Annotated in this window: 29 protein-coding genes; 12 read left to right on the top strand and 17 right to left on the bottom strand. The window is 59.8% G+C overall.

From position 1 onward, the window contains the following. The first annotated feature begins 127 nt into the window (after positions 1 to 127). Complete coding sequence (map, locus tag ACR0IV_RS17715) at positions 128 to 940, top strand: type I methionyl aminopeptidase (protein WP_480471580.1); 813 nt, start codon at positions 128 to 130, stop codon at positions 938 to 940. Here map and ACR0IV_RS17710 read toward each other — a convergent pair. From ACR0IV_RS17710 to ACR0IV_RS17695, 4 genes are read right to left on the bottom strand one after another with little or no spacing between them, the layout of a single operon-like run. Continuing rightward, positions 928 to 1,107, bottom strand: a complete 180-nt coding sequence (locus tag ACR0IV_RS17710) for a hypothetical protein (RefSeq protein ID WP_480471579.1) — start codon at positions 1,105 to 1,107, stop codon at positions 928 to 930. The genes map and ACR0IV_RS17710 overlap by 13 nt on opposite strands. 25 nt (positions 1,108 to 1,132) lie before the next feature. After that, positions 1,133 to 1,768, bottom strand: a complete 636-nt coding sequence (locus tag ACR0IV_RS17705) for an HAD family hydrolase (protein ID WP_480659937.1) — start codon at positions 1,766 to 1,768, stop codon at positions 1,133 to 1,135. 1 nt (position 1,769) lies between these two features. Continuing rightward, positions 1,770 to 2,327 carry a 16S rRNA (guanine(966)-N(2))-methyltransferase RsmD gene (gene rsmD / locus ACR0IV_RS17700; protein WP_480659938.1) on the bottom strand — a complete coding sequence of 186 codons (558 nt, stop codon included), beginning with the start codon at positions 2,325 to 2,327 and terminating at the stop codon, positions 1,770 to 1,772. Next, the gene (locus ACR0IV_RS17695) at positions 2,324 to 3,535 is read right to left on the bottom strand and encodes an NAD(P)/FAD-dependent oxidoreductase (protein WP_480659999.1); all 1,212 of its coding nucleotides are present in this window, start codon (positions 3,533 to 3,535) and stop codon (positions 2,324 to 2,326) included. Before ACR0IV_RS17695 ends, rsmD begins: the two co-directional genes overlap by 4 nt. Before the next feature lie 99 nt (positions 3,536 to 3,634). On the opposite strand from ACR0IV_RS17695, the gene ACR0IV_RS17690 reads away from it, so the two are divergent. The 4 genes from ACR0IV_RS17690 (at position 3,635) to ACR0IV_RS17675 (ending at position 5,170) form a co-directional block, all read left to right on the top strand. Next, positions 3,635 to 4,120 (top strand): redoxin family protein, encoded by a 486-nt coding sequence (locus ACR0IV_RS17690; RefSeq protein ID WP_480659939.1) that lies wholly within the window; start codon positions 3,635 to 3,637, stop codon positions 4,118 to 4,120. 103 nt (positions 4,121 to 4,223) lie between these two features. Continuing rightward, complete coding sequence (locus ACR0IV_RS17685) at positions 4,224 to 4,469, top strand: glycine zipper 2TM domain-containing protein (protein ID WP_480471575.1); 246 nt, start codon at positions 4,224 to 4,226, stop codon at positions 4,467 to 4,469. 11 nt (positions 4,470 to 4,480) lie between these two features. Then, on the top strand, positions 4,481 to 4,828 hold the full coding sequence (locus tag ACR0IV_RS17680) for an EF-hand domain-containing protein (RefSeq protein ID WP_480659940.1): 348 nt from the start codon (positions 4,481 to 4,483) through the stop codon (positions 4,826 to 4,828). Positions 4,829 to 4,858: 30 nt separating this feature from the next. Next, positions 4,859 to 5,170, top strand: coding sequence for a hypothetical protein (locus ACR0IV_RS17675; protein WP_480471573.1), 312 nt, complete (start codon positions 4,859 to 4,861; stop codon positions 5,168 to 5,170). Positions 5,171 to 5,175: 5 nt separating this feature from the next. Here the strand turns inward: ACR0IV_RS17675 and ACR0IV_RS17670 are convergent, their stop codons facing one another. The 4 genes from ACR0IV_RS17670 to ACR0IV_RS17655 are packed head-to-tail and all read right to left on the bottom strand — an operon-like array spanning position 5,176 to position 7,922. Next, positions 5,176 to 5,469, bottom strand: a complete 294-nt coding sequence (locus ACR0IV_RS17670) for a 4a-hydroxytetrahydrobiopterin dehydratase (RefSeq protein WP_480471572.1) — start codon at positions 5,467 to 5,469, stop codon at positions 5,176 to 5,178. Further along, on the bottom strand, positions 5,466 to 6,653 hold the full coding sequence (locus ACR0IV_RS17665; RefSeq protein ID WP_480659941.1) for a GNAT family N-acetyltransferase: 1,188 nt from the start codon (positions 6,651 to 6,653) through the stop codon (positions 5,466 to 5,468). The genes ACR0IV_RS17670 and ACR0IV_RS17665 overlap by 4 nt, the downstream gene beginning before the upstream one ends. Positions 6,654 to 6,699: 46 nt before the next feature. Further along, the gene (locus tag ACR0IV_RS17660; protein ID WP_480659942.1) at positions 6,700 to 7,470 is read right to left on the bottom strand and encodes a glycerophosphodiester phosphodiesterase family protein; all 771 of its coding nucleotides are present in this window, start codon (positions 7,468 to 7,470) and stop codon (positions 6,700 to 6,702) included. After that, on the bottom strand, positions 7,467 to 7,922 hold the full coding sequence (locus tag ACR0IV_RS17655; protein WP_480659943.1) for a RidA family protein: 456 nt from the start codon (positions 7,920 to 7,922) through the stop codon (positions 7,467 to 7,469). Before ACR0IV_RS17655 ends, ACR0IV_RS17660 begins: the two co-directional genes overlap by 4 nt. Before the next feature lie 296 nt (positions 7,923 to 8,218). On the opposite strand from ACR0IV_RS17655, the gene ACR0IV_RS17650 reads away from it, so the two are divergent. After that, positions 8,219 to 9,034: an MlaA family lipoprotein gene (locus tag ACR0IV_RS17650; RefSeq protein ID WP_480471568.1), complete on the top strand. Its 816-nt coding sequence runs from the start codon at positions 8,219 to 8,221 to the stop codon at positions 9,032 to 9,034. Continuing rightward, positions 9,024 to 9,632, top strand: a complete 609-nt coding sequence (locus ACR0IV_RS17645; RefSeq protein WP_480734417.1) for an MlaC/ttg2D family ABC transporter substrate-binding protein — start codon at positions 9,024 to 9,026, stop codon at positions 9,630 to 9,632. The genes ACR0IV_RS17650 and ACR0IV_RS17645 overlap by 11 nt, the downstream gene beginning before the upstream one ends. Before the next feature lie 59 nt (positions 9,633 to 9,691). Here the strand turns inward: ACR0IV_RS17645 and ACR0IV_RS17640 are convergent, their stop codons facing one another. From ACR0IV_RS17640 to ACR0IV_RS17620, 5 genes are all read right to left on the bottom strand, one after another. Continuing rightward, entirely contained in the window at positions 9,692 to 10,501 is an 810-nt protein-coding gene (locus ACR0IV_RS17640) for a methyltransferase domain-containing protein (protein WP_480659944.1), read from the bottom strand. Between the two features lie 108 nt (positions 10,502 to 10,609). Continuing rightward, positions 10,610 to 11,707 carry an ABC transporter ATP-binding protein gene (locus ACR0IV_RS17635; protein ID WP_480659945.1) on the bottom strand — a complete coding sequence of 366 codons (1,098 nt, stop codon included), beginning with the start codon at positions 11,705 to 11,707 and terminating at the stop codon, positions 10,610 to 10,612. A 4-nt stretch (positions 11,708 to 11,711) separates the two neighbouring features. Beyond that, positions 11,712 to 12,611: a carbohydrate ABC transporter permease gene (locus tag ACR0IV_RS17630; protein ID WP_480659946.1), complete on the bottom strand. Its 900-nt coding sequence runs from the start codon at positions 12,609 to 12,611 to the stop codon at positions 11,712 to 11,714. Continuing rightward, a complete protein-coding gene (locus tag ACR0IV_RS17625) occupies positions 12,604 to 13,476 on the bottom strand; it encodes a carbohydrate ABC transporter permease (RefSeq protein ID WP_170684314.1) in 873 nt (290 codons plus the stop codon). The genes ACR0IV_RS17630 and ACR0IV_RS17625 overlap by 8 nt, the downstream gene beginning before the upstream one ends. 57 nt (positions 13,477 to 13,533) lie before the next feature. Next, complete coding sequence (locus ACR0IV_RS17620; protein ID WP_480659947.1) at positions 13,534 to 14,778, bottom strand: ABC transporter substrate-binding protein; 1,245 nt, start codon at positions 14,776 to 14,778, stop codon at positions 13,534 to 13,536. Between the two features lie 220 nt (positions 14,779 to 14,998). Here ACR0IV_RS17620 and ACR0IV_RS17615 point away from each other — a divergent pair, with 220 nt between their 5' ends. Both ACR0IV_RS17615 and ACR0IV_RS17610 read left to right on the top strand, forming a co-directional pair. Further along, entirely contained in the window at positions 14,999 to 15,736 is a 738-nt protein-coding gene (locus ACR0IV_RS17615) for a response regulator transcription factor (RefSeq protein WP_480659948.1), read from the top strand. Then, the gene (locus tag ACR0IV_RS17610; protein ID WP_480659949.1) at positions 15,733 to 17,175 is read left to right on the top strand and encodes a sensor histidine kinase; all 1,443 of its coding nucleotides are present in this window, start codon (positions 15,733 to 15,735) and stop codon (positions 17,173 to 17,175) included. The genes ACR0IV_RS17615 and ACR0IV_RS17610 overlap by 4 nt, the downstream gene beginning before the upstream one ends. A gap of 2 nt (positions 17,176 to 17,177) precedes the next feature. Here the strand turns inward: ACR0IV_RS17610 and fliP are convergent, their stop codons facing one another. Genes fliP through fliF form a run of 4 tightly spaced genes read right to left on the bottom strand, consistent with a single transcriptional unit; the run spans position 17,178 to position 20,365 of the window. Continuing rightward, entirely contained in the window at positions 17,178 to 17,900 is a 723-nt protein-coding gene (gene fliP, locus ACR0IV_RS17605; RefSeq protein WP_480659950.1) for a flagellar type III secretion system pore protein FliP, read from the bottom strand. Continuing rightward, entirely contained in the window at positions 17,900 to 18,187 is a 288-nt protein-coding gene (locus ACR0IV_RS17600) for a FliM/FliN family flagellar motor switch protein (RefSeq protein WP_480471558.1), read from the bottom strand. The genes fliP and ACR0IV_RS17600 overlap by 1 nt, the downstream gene beginning before the upstream one ends. Further along, positions 18,180 to 18,776 (bottom strand): FliH/SctL family protein, encoded by a 597-nt coding sequence (locus ACR0IV_RS17595; RefSeq protein ID WP_480471557.1) that lies wholly within the window; start codon positions 18,774 to 18,776, stop codon positions 18,180 to 18,182. Before ACR0IV_RS17595 ends, ACR0IV_RS17600 begins: the two co-directional genes overlap by 8 nt. Beyond that, the gene (gene fliF / locus ACR0IV_RS17590; protein ID WP_480659951.1) at positions 18,776 to 20,365 is read right to left on the bottom strand and encodes a flagellar basal-body MS-ring/collar protein FliF; all 1,590 of its coding nucleotides are present in this window, start codon (positions 20,363 to 20,365) and stop codon (positions 18,776 to 18,778) included. The genes ACR0IV_RS17595 and fliF overlap by 1 nt, the downstream gene beginning before the upstream one ends. A gap of 119 nt (positions 20,366 to 20,484) precedes the next feature. On the opposite strand from fliF, the gene ACR0IV_RS17585 reads away from it, so the two are divergent. The 3 genes from ACR0IV_RS17585 to ACR0IV_RS17575 are packed head-to-tail and all read left to right on the top strand — an operon-like array spanning position 20,485 to position 22,067. Then, positions 20,485 to 20,982, top strand: a complete 498-nt coding sequence (locus ACR0IV_RS17585) for a flagellar basal body-associated FliL family protein (protein ID WP_480660000.1) — start codon at positions 20,485 to 20,487, stop codon at positions 20,980 to 20,982. A gap of 9 nt (positions 20,983 to 20,991) precedes the next feature. Next, entirely contained in the window at positions 20,992 to 21,477 is a 486-nt protein-coding gene (locus ACR0IV_RS17580) for a hypothetical protein (protein ID WP_480471555.1), read from the top strand. Further along, entirely contained in the window at positions 21,474 to 22,067 is a 594-nt protein-coding gene (locus ACR0IV_RS17575; RefSeq protein WP_480659952.1) for a MotE family protein, read from the top strand. Before ACR0IV_RS17580 ends, ACR0IV_RS17575 begins: the two co-directional genes overlap by 4 nt. Positions 22,068 to 22,079 lie beyond the last annotated feature (12 nt).

The following is a 22,079-nucleotide window of genomic DNA, read 5'->3' as shown; positions in this document are numbered from 1 at the left end:
ATAGATGCGGGGGGGTCCACATATGATCACGCCCGGCGCGTCAATCATGTGACGCTGAGCCCTCTGGAACTTTCTGCACAAGCATCGTAAATAGAGTGCTGCGCGAGATATTTGGAGCTTGGCGTCGATGAAAGAGCATCGTGGCCGTCTGACCAAAGACGGTATCCGCATCTATGAACAAGGGGACTTTGCCGGGATGCACGCGGCAGGGGCCTTGGCTGCGCGGATTTTGGATGACATCGCAGAGCATGTGTTTGTTGGTCAGACCACAGGCGCAATTGATGGGCTAATCACCCAGATGGTCGAGGACGCAGGTGCGACCTCGGCGACGATCGGCTACAAGGGCTATCAGCACGCCAGCTGCATCAGCGTGAATCATGTGGTCTGCCACGGCATCCCGGGTGAGAAAAAGCTGAAGGATGGCGATATCCTGAATATCGACGTCACCGTCATCGTCGATGGCTGGTTCGGCGACACCTCGCGCATGTATGTGGCCGGGAAACTGCCGCGCAAGGCGGAACGTCTGATCCAGGTGACCCATGACGCGCTGTTCAAGGGCATCGAGATGGTCAAGCCGGGCAATACGTTCGGTGATATCGGCCACGCCATTCAGGCCTATGTCGAGGCGCACCGGATGAGCGTTGTCCGCGATTTCTGCGGCCACGGGCTGGGCCGTGTGTTCCACGCGCCGCCGAATGTTCTGCATTATGGCCGTCCGGGCACCGGCGCGGTTCTGGAAGAGGGCATGTTCTTTACCATCGAGCCGATGGTCAATCTAGGACGCCCCGAAACCAAGACTCTGTCCGATGACTGGACTGCCGTGACCCGCGATAAATCGCTGTCGGCGCAGTTCGAGCATTCGGTGGGTGTGACCGCAGACGGGGTTGAGATTTTTACCCTGTCACCGGGCGGGAAATACCACCCGACTTATTCGTCCTGATCTTCGGCCTGATCGCGTAGCAGCTTCAGCAGCAAGGTTTCATCCCGCCAGGGGATGACCGCGTCGTGGATGAATACCGGCGCGCGCATCGGCTTGGGCGGCGGTCCAGTCGTGGTGTCGCTGTCTGTCGAGAAAGCCCAGAACGGAGGTGTGATGGCGCGGTCCATGGCGCGACCATAGCACGTATTTGCGTCAGAGTCCCAAAAGCCCCGGCACTTGTGACATGTCCGTAAAAACCTCGGCCCCAAGTGCAGCCAACCGCGCACCGTCATCGTGGGCTGCATAGGCAAGGCAACGCATATTGGCCCGGATGGCTGCGTTGACACCGTTTTCGCTGTCTTCGATGACAACCGGGGATTTGGCATTGAAATGCTGCGCAGCGGTCAGGAACAGCGTCGGATCCGGTTTGCCGGTTCCCAGCACGTGGGCCGAGAAACTGACCTTGCTGAACCGCTCCCATAGCCCGTTCTGACCCAATGTGATCTGCATTTTGTCGGGGCTGCCATTCGAGGCGACACAATATGGAAGGCCCTGCGCATCCAGTTGCGCCAGCAGCTCCGGAATGCCTGTGACCAGCGGCGTACCTGCTCGCAGCGCCTCATAGGTTTCAGCATAGATCTGATCGACCCAGTCATCCGGCAAATCCGCGCCGAGGTTGCGCGCCTTATCACGCACACCGGTCATGGTGCCGCCAACAAACAGGGACATGCATTCGGCGAGGGACAGATGCAGGTCATACCCTGCGAGATTATCGACGATGACCTGATTGGACCGGACTTCGCTATCCACCAGAACGCCGTCGCAATCGAAGATGACCAGATCGTGCATCTCAGCCCCCTATGCGCCACATCAATGAAATATGCGTGTCGCCATATTTCCGCGTATCGTGCAGCGAGAAGCCCTCGGGCGCAGTCATGGGGGCGTTTTCCTCCCACACGATCAGGGCGTCATCGGCCAGCCAGCCGCCTTGCAGGGCTGTGGCCAGCGCCTTTTGGCCCAGAGATTTGCCATAGGGTGGATCGAGGAAGACCAGATCGCAGGCCGTGCCCGGATTTTCACCAAGTCGGGTCGCATCGCGGCGGATCAGCGTGGTCTGGCCTGGGCTTCCGGTCAGGTCGATATTCTTGCGGATCAGACCCTGCGCGACCCGCCCGTCATCGACGAAGGTGACATGGGCCGCACCGCGCGACAATGCTTCCAGCCCCAGCGCTCCGGTTCCTGCAAACAGGTCGAGCACATGCAAACCCTCAAAGTCGATCTGATGGGTCAGGACGTTGAACAGGCTTTCCCGCACCCGGTCGGTGGTGGGGCGCAGATGCGCGCCCGCATCGCCTTTGCCGACCGAAGCAAGCGCCCGGCCCCGGAAATCTCCGGCGATGATCCTCACGCTTTGAGCAACGGTTTCAGGTCCGCATCCGGGTCAGCCACAACCGCCGGATCAGCGGTCTTGCCCGCATCGATCAGGCGTTTGCCAACCATATAGGCGCGTGGGTCGTTCATCGCGTCCACCGCAATCAGCTGATCACCGTTGTAATACCAGAAGGACACCGTCGCGCCTTCACCCTTGCGAGTCACAACGCGGTCGTAGCCCGTGTTCAGCCCGGCGATCTGCAGCTTGACGTCATACTGATCCGACCAGAACCACGGCGTTGCGGTGTAATCCTTAGCCGCGCCCAGCATGTTCTGGGCCACAATCTCAGCCTGATCAATGGCGTTGGGCACGCTTTCCAGACGGATACGACCTTCGCCATGCGGGAACGAGGCGCAATCGCCCGCCGCCCAGATCGACGGATCCGAGGTGCGGCCATGGGCGTCGGTCTTGATGCCGTTATCCAGCTCTAACCCGGCCATTTCAGCCAGCTGAGTCGACGGGGCGATGCCGACGCCAACCACGACGAAATCCACCTGCAATTCGGTGCCGTCGGTCAGAACGGCACCCGTCACCTTGCCGTTTTCACCAACCAGACGATCCAACCCGACGCCCTCACGAATATCTGCACCGTATTCGCTGTGCAACGCGCGGAAATAGTCGCTGGTCTCTTTCGCGGCGACGCGCTGCAGGATGCGCTCGGCCATCTCGACCAGAGTCACCTTAACCCCGCGCTTGGCGCAAACCGCTGCGGCCTCAAGCCCGATATAACCGCCACCGACGATCAGCGCGCGTGCGCCTTCGGTCACGCGAGGCTCCATCTCGTCGATATGGGCCAGGTCGCGCACCACGTGGACGCCCTGAAGATCGCCCCCGATGGCCGCGGGCAGGCGGCGCGGGTCGGACCCGGTGGTCAGCGCCAGTTCGTCATATGCGATGACTTCATCGCCAACCATTACAGTCTTGGCCCGCGGATCAATTGCCGTGACGCGCTGACCCAGACGCAGGGTTATGTTGTTGTCGGCATAGAAGCTCTCGGGCCGCAGGAACAGGCGTTCCAGTTCCATCTCGCCCAGCAGATACGCCTTGGACAGAGGCGGGCGCTGATAGGGCAGATGCGGCTCGGCTCCGATCAGGGTGATGTCGCCCTCAAATCCGTCCTTGCGCAGCCGCGCCACCAATGAAGCGCCAGCCTGCCCTGCCCCGATCACGACGATATGGCTCATGTTGTGCCCACCCTGCAGAATATCCATGGTCTCTTTCTTTCGACCACCTATATTGCGGCAAAGCCCGACTCTGCAAATCCAAATGACAGGAGCGTAAAAATGATTGCAACAGGTGACATGCTGCCCGAGGCCACGCTGATCCAGATGGGTGCCGAAGGCCCTGAAGAGGTTCGGATTTCAGATAAGACCAAAGGACGCAAGATTGTGATCTTCGCTGTACCCGGTGCGTTTACCGGAACCTGCACAACAGCTCACGTACCAAGCTTCATGCGGACCAAGGACCAGTTCGATGCCAAAGGTGTAGACGAAATCATCTGTATCTCTGTCAACGACCCTTTCGTTATGGGTGCCTGGGGAGAAAGCACCGGCGCGACAGCGGCCGGGTTGACCATGCTGGCTGACGCGGCGTCCGAGTTTACCAAGGCCATCGGCATGGATTTCGACGCCCCGCCCGTGGGCCTAATCGCGCGATCAAAACGTTATGCAATGCTGGTCGAGGACGGCAAGGTCGTCGCCTTCAACCTGGAAGAAAACCCCGGCGCTTGCGAAATCTCGGCAGGCGAAGGCCTGCTTGAGGTGATCTGACCCATCAAGGCCTCGGTCCGGCCGGGGCCACATAAAGCGCAATTAACTTGATGCAACGTCCCGATGCGCCAATACTTGGCGCATATAGCTTGGGAGTTGATTGATGCGTTTGAAATTACTCACCCTACTTCTTGCCGGAACGGGCGCGCTTGCCGCCTGCGGCCCGGCCCCCACCCCACAGCAACAGGCAGCCCGGCAGCATGAGATTGCGTGTCTCAGCGGCACGCTGGGCGGCGCGCTGATTGGTGGTGCGATTGGCAATCAGTTCGGCGGCGGGTCGGGCAAAGCCATCCTGACCGCGGCAGGTGCCGCAGCTGGCGGCGTTTCCGGCCAGCGCTATGCATGCTGAGGGGGTCCAAGATGAAACGTATATTGATTGTAATCACTGCTCTGACCCTGGCCGGAACGGCAGGGGCTCAGAGCGTCTCGGAACTGAATGAGGCCGAGTTGAAAAACATCGACACCAACAATGACGGCTTCCTGTCGCAGGACGAGTTCAACGCCTTCTCGGATTATGCCTTTCAGGCGATGGATGAAGACAAGAACGGCACTCTGGGTCTGAGTGAAGCCAAGCCGTTTCTGGATCTCAAACAGTTTCAGGCGGTTGACCGCGACGGCGACAGCCTTATTTCCAAAGCTGAGTACGCCACGCAAATGCAGCGCGATTTCGAGGCGGCGGATCAGGATGGCAATGGCCGGTTGGACTGACACCCGGCTTTGAGAAAGCGGGAGAGTGTCATGCGTATTTGGGTCGGTATCGGGGCGATGGCGGTTCTGGCGGCCTGTGATGTGCCACAATCTCCGGTTGTCACCGGCCCTGACGGGCAGGCGCGCATCCAGATCAATACCAGCGGTCTGACCTGTTATGAAACGCGCTGTCTGGATATCAATCCGGCGGCCCGCAGCGTCCGGTCAATCGGCAGTCGCACGATCCGCATTCCCGGTAATATCGATGTCACCGATGGCACAGTGACGGTTTCCGAGTTCAGAGAACTCGGCACCGCCGCCTTGCTGGCCGGGGGCACAGGGTCGCAGTCCGACCGGGGCTGAGGCGCTTAGATCAGGCTGTCCATTTTTCGCGCCAGCTTGGCGTCCAGCGCCGAAAGGCCACCCACGTCATGGGTGGACAAGGTCACCTCGACCGTGCGGTAGACATTGGACCATTCCGGATGATGGTTCCACTTCTCGGCAAAGATCGCGACCTGGGTCATCCAGCCAAATGCGTGCACGAAATCTTCGAAGATAAACGTCTTGGTGATTGCATCGCGGTCCTCGACCATGGTCCAGCCATTCCTGAACAGCGGGTCCAGCAGCGGGCCGCGGGTCTCGGTAGACAGAAGTTCGGTCATTGCTGTTCCTCCGGGTTCGATTTCCTGAACGGGCCGTAATCCGTCAGAATCTCGATCTCTTCTCCCACTGCGTGGGCCTCGGCGTCCAGATATTTCTGTACGGCATCAGCAAAGCCCGGATCACCGACCCAATGCAAGCTATGCGTGCGGGTTGGCAGATAACCGCGTGCCAACTTGTGCTCGCCCTGCGCCCCGGCTTCGACCCGGGCCAGCCCTTCAGCAATGGCGAAGTCGATCGCCCTATAATAGCACAGTTCGAAATGCAGGCAGGGGTGATGCTCGACACATCCCCAATAGCGGCCATAGAGCGTTTCCCGTCCGATGAAGTTCAACGCGCCGGCGACAGGGTAACCATTGCGTTCAGCCAGCACCAAGGCCATATCGTCGGCCATGGTTTCCTGAGCGATATCAAAGAATTGCCGTGTCAGATACGGCGCACCCCATTTGCGGGCTCCGGTATCCTGATAAAACCGCCAGAACGCGTCCCAATGCTCGGGGCGCAGATCATCCCCTGAGATTGTGCGAATCTGGCCCCCGAAATCGCAGGCCTGCGCGCGTTCCTTGCGGATATTCTTGCGCTTGCGCGACGACAGCGCGGCCAGAAAGCCGTCGAAATCTGCATAATTGTCGTTGAGCCAGTGAAACTGCTGCGAATGCCGGACCATGAGGCCCATTTGTTCACCAGCCAGAGCCTCTGCCTCGGTACAGAAGGTGGCATGCAGGGAAGAGATGCGGTTTTCGGCGGCCAGCTGCACAGCCCCCTGTACCAGCGCCGACATGCCGATGGCGTCATAACCGGGCCGGACCAGAAAGCGTCGGCCCGTTGCAGGCGTGAACGGCACGGCGATCTGCAGTTTCGGGTAATACTGCCCGCCCGCACTCTCATAAGCATGGGCCCAGCTATGATCGAAGATGTATTCGCCCTGAGAATGCGACTTTGCGTACATAGGCGCTGCGCCAATCAGCATCCCATCCAGATAGGCGGTCAGGAATTGCGGCTGCCAGCCCGAGCCGCGCCCGATCGAGCCGCTTTCTTCCAGGGCCAAAAGAAACCGGTGCGTGGTGAACGGATCAAGGGGTCGCCCCCCCTCGGCCGTCTCGGGGCAGGCGCAACTGTCCCAGTCGCTCGCGGCAATCTGCGAGAGCGATGTCAGAACCCGAACCTCGATCTGTGCCTGATCCATGTGCCCTCCGCGCCTAGATCTTTATCTGTGACGGACGGGTCGCGGTTCAACCCGGATGCGCGGCCAAATATCCCTCGAAGGTCACATTATCGGCAACCTTGCGGGTCTCTGCCTCTTGATCGTGCGAGCGGACGGTCCAGCACAGGATCGGCACGCCCTGCGCCTTGATCTCAGCGACACGGGGGCGGTTCAGGTCGTCGGCTTCATGGCTGATGAAACTGGCCTTGACCCGGTCGAAATCCGGGATCGTGCGCAGATGATCACAGACCTTGGCGGGCAGCAGCTCGACCTTCGGGTCATAGGAACAGGTGACGATGCCGCGTGGCAATTCGGGCGCAATCTGCGCCAGCTCGGCGACCGAGTTGGGGTTGAACGACATCAGCGCCACTGGGCCGTCGTAGCCTTCCATCGCGCGCACCGCATCCGTTTCGAGCGCGCCTATATTCGTGCCCATCGCACCATCCTGATCTTTGAGCTCAATCAGCAGGGGCACGCGGCCTGCGACCAGATCAAGCACTTCGTCCAAGGTCGGAATGCCTTCGCCATCCGAGTGCAGCAGAGGCAGAGCCTGCGCCCGCGCGGCGGTGATCTGCTGAATCGGGCCGGACTGGCCGGTCAGGCGTTTCAGGTCGTAATCATGAAACACCATCGCGCGACCATCCGAGGTCAACTGCAGATCAATCTCGATCCCGTATCCGGCCTCAATCGCTGCACGAATCGCGGCCCGGCTGTTTTCGGGCCGCTGATCCGAAACATCGTGCAACGCCCGATGCGCGATCGGGCGTCGCAGGAATTCCGAGGGCAGAGGTGGGGTCATTGAACCTCGAAGATGCCTTCGATTTCGACCGCTACGCCAAGCGGCAGCGAAGCCGCGCTGACAGCGGAACGCGAGTGGCGGCCCGCCTCTCCCAACGCCTCGACCAGGAAATCAGAGGCACCGTTGATGACCTGCGGCTGCGCGGTGAAATCGGCGGTGGAGTTCACGAAACCGGTCAGCTTGATCACACGCACCAGTTTGTCGATATTCCCGCCGCAGGCCGCCTTGACCTGAGCCAGCAGGTTGATGGCGCAGACCTTGGCGGCAGCTGCGCCCGCTTCGACATCCATGTCATCGCCCAGCTTGCCGGTGATCAGACCCTCATTTTTCGAGATCTGACCCGAGATATAGACAATGTTGCCGATCCGCACGAAAGGCACGTAATTGGCTGCCGGGGCGGGTGCGTCAGGCAGGGTGATGCCAAGGCTGTCCAGTTTTGCTGCGATGCTCATGAATTGGGTCTCCAAGATTTTGACTCGGGCGGACGCTAACCGGGAAACGCATCTTCGGAAAGCGGGAAAGCGGCTTTTTTCCGATTGCCCGCGATCTGGGCACCTCTCCACTTATTCAGGATGTGTTGATATCGTGTCACTTTACCCCGACCTATCGGCTGGGGTAAACGCGAGTTGTTGTTTCAAATTCCCTGCGAAAGGTCTATGTGAGACCAATTGCACCACCGAGACCGCAAAGGCCGTATTGATTGAAGGCCCGGCAGCACCACCGGGCAATTTTTGGAGTAACGAAGACCGTGCCGAGCCCTATTCGCCTGAAGCACCTGATCATTCTGGCCGTCCTGACGGCTTTGTCCGCCTGCGCATCGCAGCCACAGGACGCCGCCGCCCGGGGTGAGATTTTCGACCCTTACGAAAACGCCAACCGCGGCATTCACAAGTTCAACCTGGGCGTGGACCGGTTCCTGTTTCGCCCGGCCTCGAAAGGGTATGTGAAGATCGTGCCCGACCCGATGGTCACAAGCTTCAGCACCTTTGCCGAGAATATTTCCCTTCCGGGTCAAGCAGTTGACTATCTTCTGCAGGGCAACCCCAAACAGATGGGCAACGCTTTGCTGCGATTTGTGATCAACATGACCGTGGGCGGATTTGGCCTGTCGGCCCCGGCGGATGAGCTGAACCTGCCACCCGTCGATACCGATTTCGGCGAGACGCTGCATGTCTGGGGCTTCGGCGAGGGTGCCTATGTCGAACTGCCCTTCTACGGCCCGTCTACCACCCGCGATGCGGTGGGTGTGATTGTGAATCTGTTCTCGAACCCGATCAATTTCAGCCCCACCCGCCCGGCGGACAATCTGGGCGTCTATGCCGAGGTCGTGCGGCGCATGGGGGATCGTGGACGTTTCTCGGATACGGTCGACTCGATTCTCTATGAAAGTGCAGACAGTTACGCGCAGGCCCGCACAATCTATCTTCAAAATCGTCGTTTTGAACTGGCACGAGACGATGAGGACGCCTATCTCGGGCTGTATGACGATCCCTATGCAAACACCGGGACCGACCCTGTCAGGGACCCCTTCCTAGACCCCTACGAGGACCCCTATGCCGAATAATCTGATGAACCGACGCCAGTTTGTCGCCACTGCCCTGACCGGGCTGACGGTGATGACCCTGCCCCTGCCCGCCTTTGCGCTGACCGAAGCGGGCGCCACACAACTGGTCAATTCGGTGGTCGCCGACATCAACCGGGTGATCGCCTCGGGCAAATCCGAAAACGCCATGTTGCGCGATTTCGAGAAGATCTTTGTTCAGTATGGCGATGTGCCAATCATGGCGCGCTATGCGCTGGGTGTCGAAGCCCGCAGCGCCTCGCCCGCCCAGCTGCGCCAGTTCACCCGCGCGTTTCAGGGCTATATCTCGCGCAAATACGGCCGCCGGTTCCGCGAATTCATCGGCGGAGAGGTCACCGTTCGCAACGCCCGCAAGATCAAGGCAGGCTACGAGGTGCGCACCTCGGTCAAGCTGCGCGGCTCTTCTCCGTTCGAGGTAACCTTCCTTGTGTCGGACAAGTCCGGCAGCGGCATGTTCTTCAACATGTTCATCGAAGGCGTGAACCTGCTGCTAACCGAACGCACCGAGATCGGAGCCATGTTGGACGCGCGTGGCGGTGATCTGAATCGTCTGATCAAGGATTTGAACAAGACCAGCTGATAAGTGTAGTTATCCTGCACAGGCCGCCGCCCGACCCGTTCGTGCGGCGGTTTTCATGTTCAGGCAACAGGCTTGCGCGCGATCTGGCTGACATAGGACATGTAGCCGAAAAAGCTGTTCGCATCGACGCGCGCCCTTGCTTCGGACTTCAACGCTTGCGCTGTTTCAGGTTGTAGCAACCCGGTTTCAGTCATGCGGTCTGCGCCGCGGTCAATGACCGTCAGAAAATACGTCGCTTCGCCTTCCGCCACATAGCCATGCCCTCGGCGGCGGCCCAGTTCAAACCCGGCTTGCGTCAGCAACCCACCGATCTGGCGCATGATCCAAAGATTGGTCACGTTCTGATTGATCATGAAGCGGACAAGCTGATCCAGCGGATCATAATCGGCGATCTGGGCAGTTGCAGTGTCATAATCCCCATCGCAAATCGCAAATATGCCGCCGGGCTTCAAAATGCGAAATGCTTCCGAAATGACATCCTCGGGGCCAGGCACATGGCACAGCAAAGTGTGCGCCAGAACAAGGTCTACTGAATTGTCCTCAAGGCCAGTTGCTTTGGCGTCGCCAGTTTCAAAAACAAGGCGGCTTTCGCTGGAAAAGCTGTTCCGCGCACGCTCCACCATAACCGGCGAAGGTTCGAGCCCAAGCGCGCGCTCAACTCCCGGCACCAACAGCAGTTCATGCGTGACGTGGCCAGTTCCGGAGCCCAGCTCGACCGCAAAACCGCCAGCTGGGACACACAGATCGCTCAGATAAGTGCCTCTGATCTCTTTTTGCGCAGGTTCGAGACACCGGGCCTCCATCGCCTCGGCGATACGTTCCTGAACAGAGATATCTTGCGCTGCCAGATCGGAATAGGGGTCGGACATTGTGCGCCTCCCTCGGTGAGCGCACACCCTAGCATGATCCCTCTCTTACAGCCAGAATCTGTCATTCAGGCGTGGCCCGCAGCAATCACGCTGCGGACCTGCCCGTTCTCAGTTCAATCGCTCGCCCGTTTCCTTGGCGAAGTACGAAACCTTGCTCATGTCGAACGCGAGGTTCAGCATATGCCCGGCCTGAGCGCTGGTTTCGGCGTGCAGGCGCGCGGTGACCTGTTTGCCTCCCAGCTCCGAGACCACATAGGTATCCGCACCCGCAGGTTCGACCATATCGACCATGCAGGCCGCCTCTTGCACGCCCGCCCCGGCGCGGAAGCCGGCCTCAGCGATGTCCTCAGGACGCAGGCCGAGGATGACGTCTTGCGGCAGGGACAGTTCGCGCGCGTCGTTGAGCACCAGTGTCTCACCCGATGGGCACGCAATGGCGATTTGCGTCCCCGCGCCGGTATTCGATGCTTGCGCCGGGATCAGGTTCATCGCGGGCGAACCCATGAAATCGGCCACAAACAGGTTGGCCGGGTTGTTGTAGATCTCGGCCGGGGTGCCGATCTGCTGCACGACACCGCCTTTCAGAACCACAATCTTGGTCGCCAGTGTCATCGCCTCGATCTGGTCGTGGGTGACGTAAACGATGGAGGCATCCAGCGTCTGGTGCAGTTTCTTGATCTCGGTCCGCATCTCGACCCGCAGCTTGGCGTCGAGGTTCGACAGCGGCTCATCGAACAGGAACAGCTTGGGGTCACGCACCAGCGCCCGGCCCATGGCCACCCGCTGACGCTGCCCGCCCGAAAGCTGGCTGGGGCGGCGGTTGAGCAGCGGCTCGATCTGCAGCAGCGAGGCAACCTCTTTGAGCTTGGCCTCCTGCGTGGCCTGATCGACCCCGCGCACTTTCATCCCGAAGGTGATATTCTTGGCCACGGTCATGGTCGGGTACAGGGCGTAGGACTGGAACACCATCGCGATGTCGCGGTCCTTGGGGCTGACATGGGTCATGTCCTTGCCGCCAATCGCTAGCGTACCACCGGTAATTTCTTCAAGCCCAGCGATACAGTTCAACAGGGTGGATTTACCGCAGCCCGAGGGGCCAACCAGTACCAGGAAGTCGCCCGGTTCGATCGAGATGTTGATATCTTTCAGAATTTCGACAGGGCCGTAATTCTTGTAGAGTTTGTTGATGTCGAGAATGGGAGCCATGAGTTTATCCCTTCACTGAACCAGCGGTCAGGCCGCGGATGAAATACTTACCGGCAACGACATAGACGAGCAGCGTCGGCAGCCCCGCGATGATCGCGGCGGCCATGTCGACGTTGTATTCTTTGACGCCGGTGGTGGAGTTTACGATGTTGTTGAGCGCAACGGTCACGGGCTGCGTCCCCGCCTGGCTGAACGACACCCCGAACAGGAAGTCATTCCAGATCTGCGTGAACTGCCAGATCACGGTCACCACGATGATGGGCAGCGACAGCGGCAGGAAGATCGACCAGAAGATCCGCAAGAAGCCGGCACCGTCGACACGAGCTGCCTTGGTCAGCTCGGCCGGGATGGTGACATAGTAGTTGCGGAAAAACAGCGTGGTGAAGCCAAGCCCGTAGATCACATGGACAAAGATCAGGCCGGGAATAGTTCCGGCGATCCCCATGATGCCCAAGAGACGCGCCATTGGCAGCAGGACAACCTGAAACGGGATGAAGCAGCCAAACAGCATCAGCGAGAAGATGATGTTGGCGCCTTTAAACCGCCACTGCGCCACGACATAGCCGTTCAGAGCGCCCAGCAGGGTCGAGATCGCCACTGCAGGCACCGCAATCAGAACCGAGTTCCAGAAGTAAGGCCGCAGACCTTCACACTGGATACCGGTGCAAGCGCCGGACCATGCGGTTTTCCATGCATCAAAGCTGACCTCTCGCGGCAGCGAAATCAGGGACCCGGTGCGGATTTCCTCAAGGCTTTTCAACGATGTGGTCAACATCACGAAAAGCGGCATCAGGTAATACAGCGCGAAGAGGCCCAGCAGGACATACAGCAGCCAACGCAGGGCAATCTTGCCGGTGGCGCTTTGGGTGCGGGTTTGGGTTTGGGGCATCGACAGATCAGTCATTTTTCGCCCTCAGCTCTGAGTAAAGATAGGGAACCACGATGGCAAAGACGACCAGCATCATGATCATTGCGGAAGAGGCCGCCTGACCGATATCGCCGCGCGAAAACGCCATGGCATACATGTAGGTTGCTGGCAGATCGGTTGCGTAACCGGGTCCACCGCCTGTCAGGGCGATGACAAGGTCGAAGCTTTTGATTGCAAGGTGGGCCAGAACGATGAAGGCCGACAGGAAGATCGGGGCCATCGAAGGAATGATGATCGCCGTATAGATGCGCCATGTAGGGATACCGTCGACTTGGGCGGCCTTGATGATCTCACCATCCACTGACCGTAGACCGGCCAGAAACAGCGCCATGACGAAGCCCGAGCTTTGCCAGATCGCGGCCATCACGATGGTGTAAATGGCGTAATCGGGGTTCACCAGCCAGTCGAACTCGAAATTTGTGAAGCCCCAGCCCTGCACCATGGATTCAATGCCCAGGCCCGGATTCAGGATCCACTTCCACGCCGTGCCGGTCACGATCATCGACAGTGCCATGGGGTAGAGGTAGATCGTACGAATAGCCCCTTCGACGCGTATTTTCTGATCCAGCAAAATGGCCAGCAACAGGCCCAGCACCATCGCGATCACGATGAACAGCGCGCCAAAGATATACAGGTTGTTGATTGCCGTATCCCAGCGGGGGGACTCGAACAGGCGTTCGTATTGGATGAAGCCCTTGATCTCGTATTTCGGCAGTAGTTTCGATCGGGTTAGCGACACCCATGCGGTCCATCCGATAAAGCCGTAGACAAAGATCAATACGGCGATGAACGACGGTGCCAGCACCACCTTGGGCAGGTGGTTTTCCAGCCATTCGGACATTTTTTCCTCCGGGGAAAGGTGCTCTGCCCCTCACTATAGGGGGCAGAGCGATTTGGATCAGTAGCTGTTGGCCACTGCGGCCGCCAGTTGCTGAACCGCGTCAGCCGACGACATATCCGAGTTGAAATGCGCGGTCACAACATCCGTAATCGCACCGGACTGCGATCCACGCAGCGCCATGCCATGGGCATAGGACGGCAGCAGCGAACCCGCGTCCGAGGTCGAGCCCATATCTTCGGCCGACAGGTTGGCGCAGATGTCGAAGTCATCCAGCGCCACGTCGGTGCGTGCGGGGATCGAGCCCTTGTTCAGGTTGAACACTTTCTGGAAGTTCGGCGCAACGATCAGCTTGGCCAGCAGGTCCTGACCGGCTTTCTTGTCGTCTCCGTCCACGTCGAACATGGCAAAGCTGTCCACGTTGTACAGATAACCGTCGCCGGGGGTCGAGGCACACAGGAAGTCCTCACCCGGCTTTTTGCCAGCCGCCAGGAATTCACCCTTGGCCCAGTCACCCATGATCTGGAACGCCGCTTCGCCATTCATGACCATAGCGGTGGCAAGGTTCCAGTCGCGGCCCGAGAAGTTTTCGTCCACATATCCGCGCATTGTGCGCATCTGGTCAAACACCTGCACCATCGTGTCCGAGGTCAGCGCGTCGGGGTCCAGATCAACCAGCGCTTTCTGGAAGAACTCAGGCCCACCAATGCCCAGAACCACGGTCTCGAACACAGTTGCGTCCTGCCATGCCTGACCACCATGAGCCAGCGGGATCACCCCAGCGGCCTGAAGCTTGTCAGCGGCGGCGTTGAATTCATCCCATGTGGTCGGCATTTCGATGCCATTTGCGGCCAGAACATCGGCATTGGCCCAGATCCAGTCGACGCGGTGCACGTTTACCGGAGCGGCGCACCATGTGCCCTCACACTGCATGTGACCGGCAATCGACGCGGGCAGCACATCCGCCCAGCCCTCGACCTCGGCCACGGACGAGATGTCGGCCAGAACGCCCTCTTCATACCATTCCTGAATGGCAGGGCCTTTCAGCTGAACAGCGGTCGGCGCGTTACCGGCCAGGACCCGTGCGCGCAGCGCGGTCATCGCAGCATCACCGCCGCCGCCAGCAACCGGCATATCGGTCCATGTCCCGCCGTTCGAGGCGAACTCTTCCTGCAGAACGGCGACCGACTTGGCCTCGCCACCCGACGTCCACCAATGCAGAACTTCGGCCTGCGGCTCGGCCACAACGGACGACGCGGCCGCAACGGCCAGTGTCGAAACGGTGGCAAATGCAAAACGTTTCATTTTGTGTCTCCTCCCTAGAGAACTTTGTAACTGCGAAAAGCAGCGATGCTCGATATAGCGCTAACGGATTGGAACCTGGCAACGCGGAATCCGTGCTAAAACTCAGCCATGATCCAGATTTTCACCGCTTTTGTTACAGCGTGTTACGTTGACATTGAATCTGTTTCCGTTCGTTACAATGCATGATGCCGGAGGAGCAGAAACTGGGAGGAGAAACCGCGTGAGCATTCCGCGACTTTTGGTGGTGGATGACGACCCTGAGATGCGGTCGATGATGACCCAGTTCCTACAACAGAACGGGTTCATCGCCCTGCCCGCCAGTTCGGAAAACGAAATCCGGTCGCATCTGGCTGCGGGTCGGATCGACCTGATCTTGCTGGATGTGATGTTGGGCGATGAGAACGGAGTCGAAATCTGCGCCCGCCTGAGGGCTGAGCAGGATGTACCGATCATTCTGGTTTCAGCCCTGTCAGCAGATCATCAGCGGATGGCGGGATATGAGGTCGGGGCCGATGATTATATCGCCAAACCGTTCAACCCACAGCTGCTGCTGGCCCGCGTCCGCGCGGTGATGCAGCGTGCCCGGCGTACTCCGTCACTGGTGTATCGCCGCCGGACCAAAAGCTTTCGGTTCAACGGCTGGCTTTATGATGGAAAACGGGACGAGGTGCACTCGCCCGAAGGGTTTCAGGTCGCGCTTTCGCAACGGGAATCCGCACTTTTGAAGGTGCTGCTGGCCAACCCGCATATCCCCCTGACCCGGGATGAGATCGCTGCCGCGCTGGATGTCACTGGCGAAACAGACAAGCCCGAGGCGCAGGGCCGCGCCATCGATATGCTGGTCGGACGGCTACGCTCGAAGATCGAGGCGAACCCGAAGGATCCGCAGATGCTGCGAACCGAACGGGGCGTTGGGTATGTTTTTGCCGCCGAAGTTTTGGTGGATGAAAGCGCATGACCCTGCGCCTGCGCAGTCTCGGTTGGATTTGGACCTTGTCGGCTTTTGCCGCCGGGCTGATCTCGGCAGGGCTGTGGTTTGCGTCTGCCCAGGCCTGGAACCGCTACTTGACCCAATCCTTTGTGGCAGGGTTCGCCGCTTACGAAGAGCTTCGCACGGGTGTGGCCCCGCCCCCCGGGCTGAAGATCACACCGCTGGACGTTGAAGAGGCCGAACTGGCCGAACGTGGCGAATTTCAGCAACTGCCCGCTGCCGCTGGCCGCCGCTTTATCACCAATCTGTCCATCCTGACCGACAGCTCCGCCCCGCTGAGCGGGCGCGAACTGACGCTGGCGGTGATGTCGGATCGGCTGATCTATCCGGTGTCGGATATCGTTTCGGGCAGCGATCAGACAGGGCCAGAAAAGATGGGCAACCTGACCCGCCTGTTGGCCACTTACTGCAGCGAACCCATACTCATTGCCCAGTTTGGACGGGGGCCGTGGCAGCAGGTCGACGGAACCGATATCTGGGGCTGCGGGGCAGCGCCCACAGATCTGCGGCTGCCTGCCATTCTGTTTGGTATCGTGGCGCTTGGGGTGCTGCTGACCTCGGTCGGGAACGTCTCGGACAGTTTCACGCGTTTTGCCCAGGCCCTGCGCGACCGGAAACGCCGTGGGGGGCCGCAGAGCTATGATGCGGATGGGCCGGATGAACTGCGTGATATCGTTGCCGCGGTAAACGATCATCTCGACGCCGAGCGCGCGCAGCTTGAAAAGCGCGCCATTGTGCTGTCGGGTGTCAGTCACGATCTGGGCACACCCGCCACACGCGTGCGCCTGCGCGCGGCACTGATCCCGGATGTGGAACTGCGCGAAAAGCTCGAAGCCGACGTGGATCAAATGACGGGAATGATCGAAAGCGTCCTGACCTATACGCGGTCCGAGCTGAGCGTTGAAGAACCACGCCAGCTCTCTCTGACTTCGCTGGTTGAGGCTTTGGTGGCCGATTATCAGGACATGAACCTGCCGGTCACGCTCAAAACCGTTGATCCGGTCGCGCTGGAAGGGGCGCCATCTGTGTTCATGTCGCGCCGGGGCTTTGGTTCCTTGCCTGAGACACGGCGGATTCTGGTGACGGGGCGGCCAATCTCGCTGAAACGAGCACTGACCAATCTGATCGACAACGCCTTGAAATACGGACGTCGTGCCGAGGTTACGCTGGAAACCGATGCACAAACCGCCACGATCATCGTCGAAGACAAAGGAGCCGATTTGTCCGTCGCCGATATCGAGGCGCTGTTGGCCCCCTTTCAACGCGGCTCGAACACGGGGTCATCGGACGGGTTCGGGCTGGGCCTGACCATTGCCAGCACCGTGGCCGAGCAGCATGGAGGCACGCTCAGCTTTGAAGCCGGGGATCACGGGCTGCGCGCACGACTTCAGATCACCCGACACTGACATCAAGGTAAATAACTGCGCACCAGAGCACTGGCGATCAGGGCCCAGCCATCTGCAATCACAAAAAAAGCCAGTTTGAATGGGAGCGAAACCGTCGCGGGTGGCACCATCATCATCCCCATCGACATCAGAACCGCCGCAACCACCAGATCGATGATCAGGAAGGGCAGGAAAATCAGAAATCCGATTTGAAATGCTCTCGCGATCTCCGACAGCATGAATGAAGGCATCAGAACCGAGAGCGGCGCTTCAGGTGACAATTGCATCGTAGCACCTTCGGGACGCAAAGCGGCCATGGCCTGAAACGTCTCTGCATCAAGGCGTGCTGCCATGAAACTGCGAAACGGGATCAACGCACGCTCAAGCGCCGGTTCGACATCCAGCGTTTCGTTCACCATGGGCTGGATTCCGGTGGTCCAGGCTTCGGTGAAAACCGGTTCCATGATGAAATAGGTCAAAAACAATGCGAGGCTGACGATCAGCATATTGGGCGGCGATTGCTGCAACCCGATCCCTTGCCGCAGGATCGCCAGCACAGTGATCAGAAACGGAAAACAGGTGATCATGATCGCGAGTCCCGGCGCGAGGCTCAGCACCGTGATCAACAGGATCAACTGGATGGTTCGGGCAGAAATCGACCCGCCCTCCCCCAGTGACAGGGAAAGTTCCTGCGCACCGGCCACCGTAGGCAAAAGCAGAACCACCAGCCAGATGGACAGGCGCATTACCCGATCCCGTTCTGCAGATCCGAAATCTCAGTCAATCGGACAGCCAATTGCCCGGCCTGTTCGCCCTCCATCTCCTCCAGCAGCCCGCGCGCGACCAATTGGTCCCCGACATAGAGATCCACCGGATCTTCGATCCGTTTATCAAGCGTCAGCACTGCATTTTCACCCATATTCAGCAAATCCCGGATCAACGGACGCGCGCGACCGACCGAGACTGTCACTTCGATCGGCACCGCCTCGAACGGGTTGGCTTTTTCGGTTTTTGCGGGGTGGGGATCACTCATTTGACAAAGCCTCCTTTGCTTCAAACAGATATGCATCGAACGCCTCGGCAATGGCCTCAAGCATGGCGCTGCAGTCTAGCTGCTGCCGGGCGATGCCCACTTGCAGATAGGCCTGGCCGGGTTCCAGAGCGGGGTCTTCGATAACTTGCGGTGCTGGGGTCAGATCCTGTGGCAATGCCGCTTCGATCTGGGCCAAGGTTCCGTCGGGCACGCGCAGCAGTATCGGCTGCCCGATCTGCTCCCGCGCCATTCCGGACAGTTGTTCGGCAAGGCGCGGAGCGAAACCCTGCTTGATCGTCTCGGGCAAAACGGTTTCGACAAGGCTTTGAAACATCGGCTCCAGTGAAAGCGTCATGCGTGTCAGCGCCTCGTGATAGGTGAAGGACAGATCAGACAGGGTGGAGGCCAGATCGGCACTCAACTGATCGCGACCCCGTTCCTGCGCCTGAACAGCATCTTCCCATCCCGCGCCATAGCCTTTTTCGAATGCGGCAAGCCGCTGTTCTTCGAGCGCTTCTTCATCCAGCAGATGCACCGCACCACCACCGGCTTGCAGGGTGAAATCCTCAAGAAGATGGGCAATCGACATCACACCTTCTCCTCGCTTTCCTCAAGCCAGCTGCGCAGGATCTCGACCGTTTCTTCCTGCTTGTCGCCGATCATCGCGCGCAGCCGGTCAACGGCCTCTTCCCCCGGCGCGCTGGCGATTGCCGGTACGCCAGATTGCACCGGATCAGCCAGCGGGGTGAAGTTCGGGGTTTCCTCGGTCGCGATCTCGCCCGTCAGAAAAGGAGTATCAGCCTCGGGTGTGGCCGAAGCGGGCAGCAAGGCCGGAGCCGTTGCCGCGTTTGTCAGGATCGGACGGATGACAAACAAACCAAGCACGAGCGACACCACACCCAGTACCGCCATCTGGATCAGCGACATCGCATCCAAGTGGATCTTCGACCAGATCGAAGCCGTCGCAAGCGTTCCCTGCGGCTCGACCACAGGCAGGTCCAGCGATTTCAGCGTGATCACATCGCCGCGTTCAGCATCGAAGCCCACGGCCGAGGCCACCAGTTCCTCCAGCGCGTCCAGTTCGGCCTGCGGCATCGGCACAAATATCTCTGCGCCATCGGTGCCGACCTCGCGCGCGCCGTTGACCAGAACGGCAACGGTCAGACGTTTGATCGCTCCCGGTGCGCGATGCACCTCAAGCTCGGTCTCGGACACTTCGTAATTCACGCGCTCGCGGGTCTGGGTTGCGTTCGAATTCGATTCGTCACCGCCGCCGCCATCACCGTCCGGCAGGTTCGACGCGACGGTCACATCTGCGGATTGGTTGCGGGCACTGTCCGAGCGTTCTTCGATATCCGTGCTGATCGCAACGCGACCTTTCGGATCAAAGCGACGCTCCCGGATCGATTCGGTTTCGGTCACCGTATCCACGCTGACCTCGACCACCGCATTGCCCGCACCCACACGGGCCTCAACCAGCCGCATGACCCGGTCGCGCAGCTCACGCGCCTTGTCATCTGCGGTATCAGCGGCAACAGCCGTTTCCTGCGCCCCGATCACGGCCCCGTTTGAATCGATCACCGTGACGTTCTCGGGCATCAGACCGCTGACTGCCGAGGCCACCAGAAACCGGATCGCCTTGGCCTGATCGCCGGTGATCTGCGCACCAGACGGCACCAGATAGACCGAGGCGGTCGGCTCGACACTGCGCTGAAACGGATTGGTCGAGCCGTTGGCAATATGTACGCGCGCCTGACCGACATGCGGGCTGCCGACGATGGTGCGGGCCAGCTCGCCCTCTTTTGCGCGCCAATAGGCGGCGTCGAACATCTGCGACGTGGTGCCGAACCCGCTGAGGGAATCCAGCAGCTCATAGCCGCGATTGCCGTTCGCAGGCAGGCCTTCACTGGCCAGAGTCATGCGCAGCTCATCCCGCTGCGAACCCGGTACGTAGATCGAGCCGCCACGGATCTCATATGCAACGCCACGCTGATCCAGCGTGCGTATAATATCCCCCGCGGCCCCGCTTTCGAGCCCTGCATAAAGCAGGGTCATCGACGGAGCAGTCACGATCCGCGACATCGCCAGCACGCCCAGAAACACCAGCGCAACGGCGCCGGCCACGATGATTTGTTTGCGCCTGTCCAAACTTGCCCAGACAGTTCCGATCTGCTGCACGCTCACCTCCGACTCACCGACGTTCTGTTCGGCTCAGCCCCTGTTTGGACGATTGCCCTTAACAATCGGTTAGTCCCTGACGGGTTATGACACTGACCGAACGGATGGATGAGGACGGCATGACCGACGCAGCTGTAGATGAGGCGGAAGCCCCTAAGAAGTCAGGGAAAAAGGGTTTGGTGCTTGGGGTGATTCTGGCCATCGCGGGCGGGGCCGGAGGGTATTTCTCAACCGCGTCCGGCCTGCTGCCCATCGGTGGTGACGAGACGGCGAAACAGGTGGAAATGAAAGATGTAGACGCCTCGGTGAAGGCGTTGCCCGACGTTGCATTCGTCGATCTTCCACCGGTGATCGTTTCGGTCAATGCAGGCGATTCGCGGCATCTGAAATTTCACGCCCAGCTCGAGGTGAACGCAGACTACGCCGCTGACGTGGAAAAGATGCAGCCTCGAATCATGGATGTGCTGAACGGCTATCTGCGGGCGGTGGAGTTGTCCGATCTCGAGGATTCTCTGGCTCTGATGCGCATCCGAGGTCACCTGCTGCGGCGCATCGGGATTGTCACCGGCGAAGGCCGGGTGCGGGACGTTCTGGTGATGGAATTTGTGTTGAACTAGGAGGCGAAGTTGGAGCTGATTGCCGATATTCTGTTGGTCGCGGGCGCGATTGGGGCCGGGCTGTACTGCTTTGTCCTTTCGCGGCGGCTGAGGCGTTTTACCGATCTGGAAAAAGGCGTGGGCGGTGCCGTTTCGGTGCTGTCGACACAGGCCGATGAGCTGCGGAAATCTCTGGATACAGCCCGAGAAGCATCGGATGAATCGGGCGTCGCGCTACGGGATCTGACCGAGCGGGCTGAAACCGTGGCAAAGCGACTCGAATTGATGATGGCCTCGATGCATGACGTCGCGCCGGAAAGCCCCGTGGAAGCTGAAAACCCCGCGACAGAGCCCTCGGTCGAAAGCCATGATGCGCCTGAGCAGCCTGAAGAACACGCAGAGGCGCATTCAGAGGACAGCGATCCGAAGCTCGAAGCGTTAGAGGAGCCCATCAAGAAACCGGAAGGGTTGATGTTCTTCCGGCACGCCCGTGTGCAGGATGGGGCCGGATCATGAGGCGACGCCCGGCAAAACCGGTTGATCGGCGGGGGCGTAGCGGTGTTCTAACCGTGATCTCGTTGCTGATGATTGGGTCCGCCATCATCCGTATTGGGCTGGAGGCCGGGCCTGCGCTGGCCCGCGGCAACGAACCTGCGCCAAACCCACAGGAAAAGACCACCAATACCGACCCGGACGCCGCGGATTTACAGCTAATTTTGACAGAATTGCTGCGCCGCGAGGATGAACTGAACCGGCGCGAAGCTGCCATCAAAGATCGCGAATACGCACTGAAAATCGCGGATCAGGCCATCGAAACCCGGCTGACGCTTCTGGAGGAGGCTGAAGACTCCCTTCGTGAAACGGTGACGTTTGCCGAGAAAGCCGCCGAGAATGACCTGACCCAGCTGACCGATGTGTATCAGAGCATGAAACCCAAGGATGCGGCTGCTCTGTTCGAAACCATGGACGCCGTTTTTGCCGCGGGGTTCTTGTCGCGCATGCCACCCGATGCCGCCGCGAATGTGATGGCCGGACTCAGCCCGGAAACCGCCTATACGATCAGCGTGGTCATTGCCGGTCGCAATGCACGCGCCCCGCAGGAGTAGCCCTCATGCCCA

The organism is Ruegeria sp. C2 (genome assembly GCF_056537765.1).
Note: the sequence above shows the minus strand (reverse complement) of the source record. Positions and strands in the feature narration are given on the sequence as shown.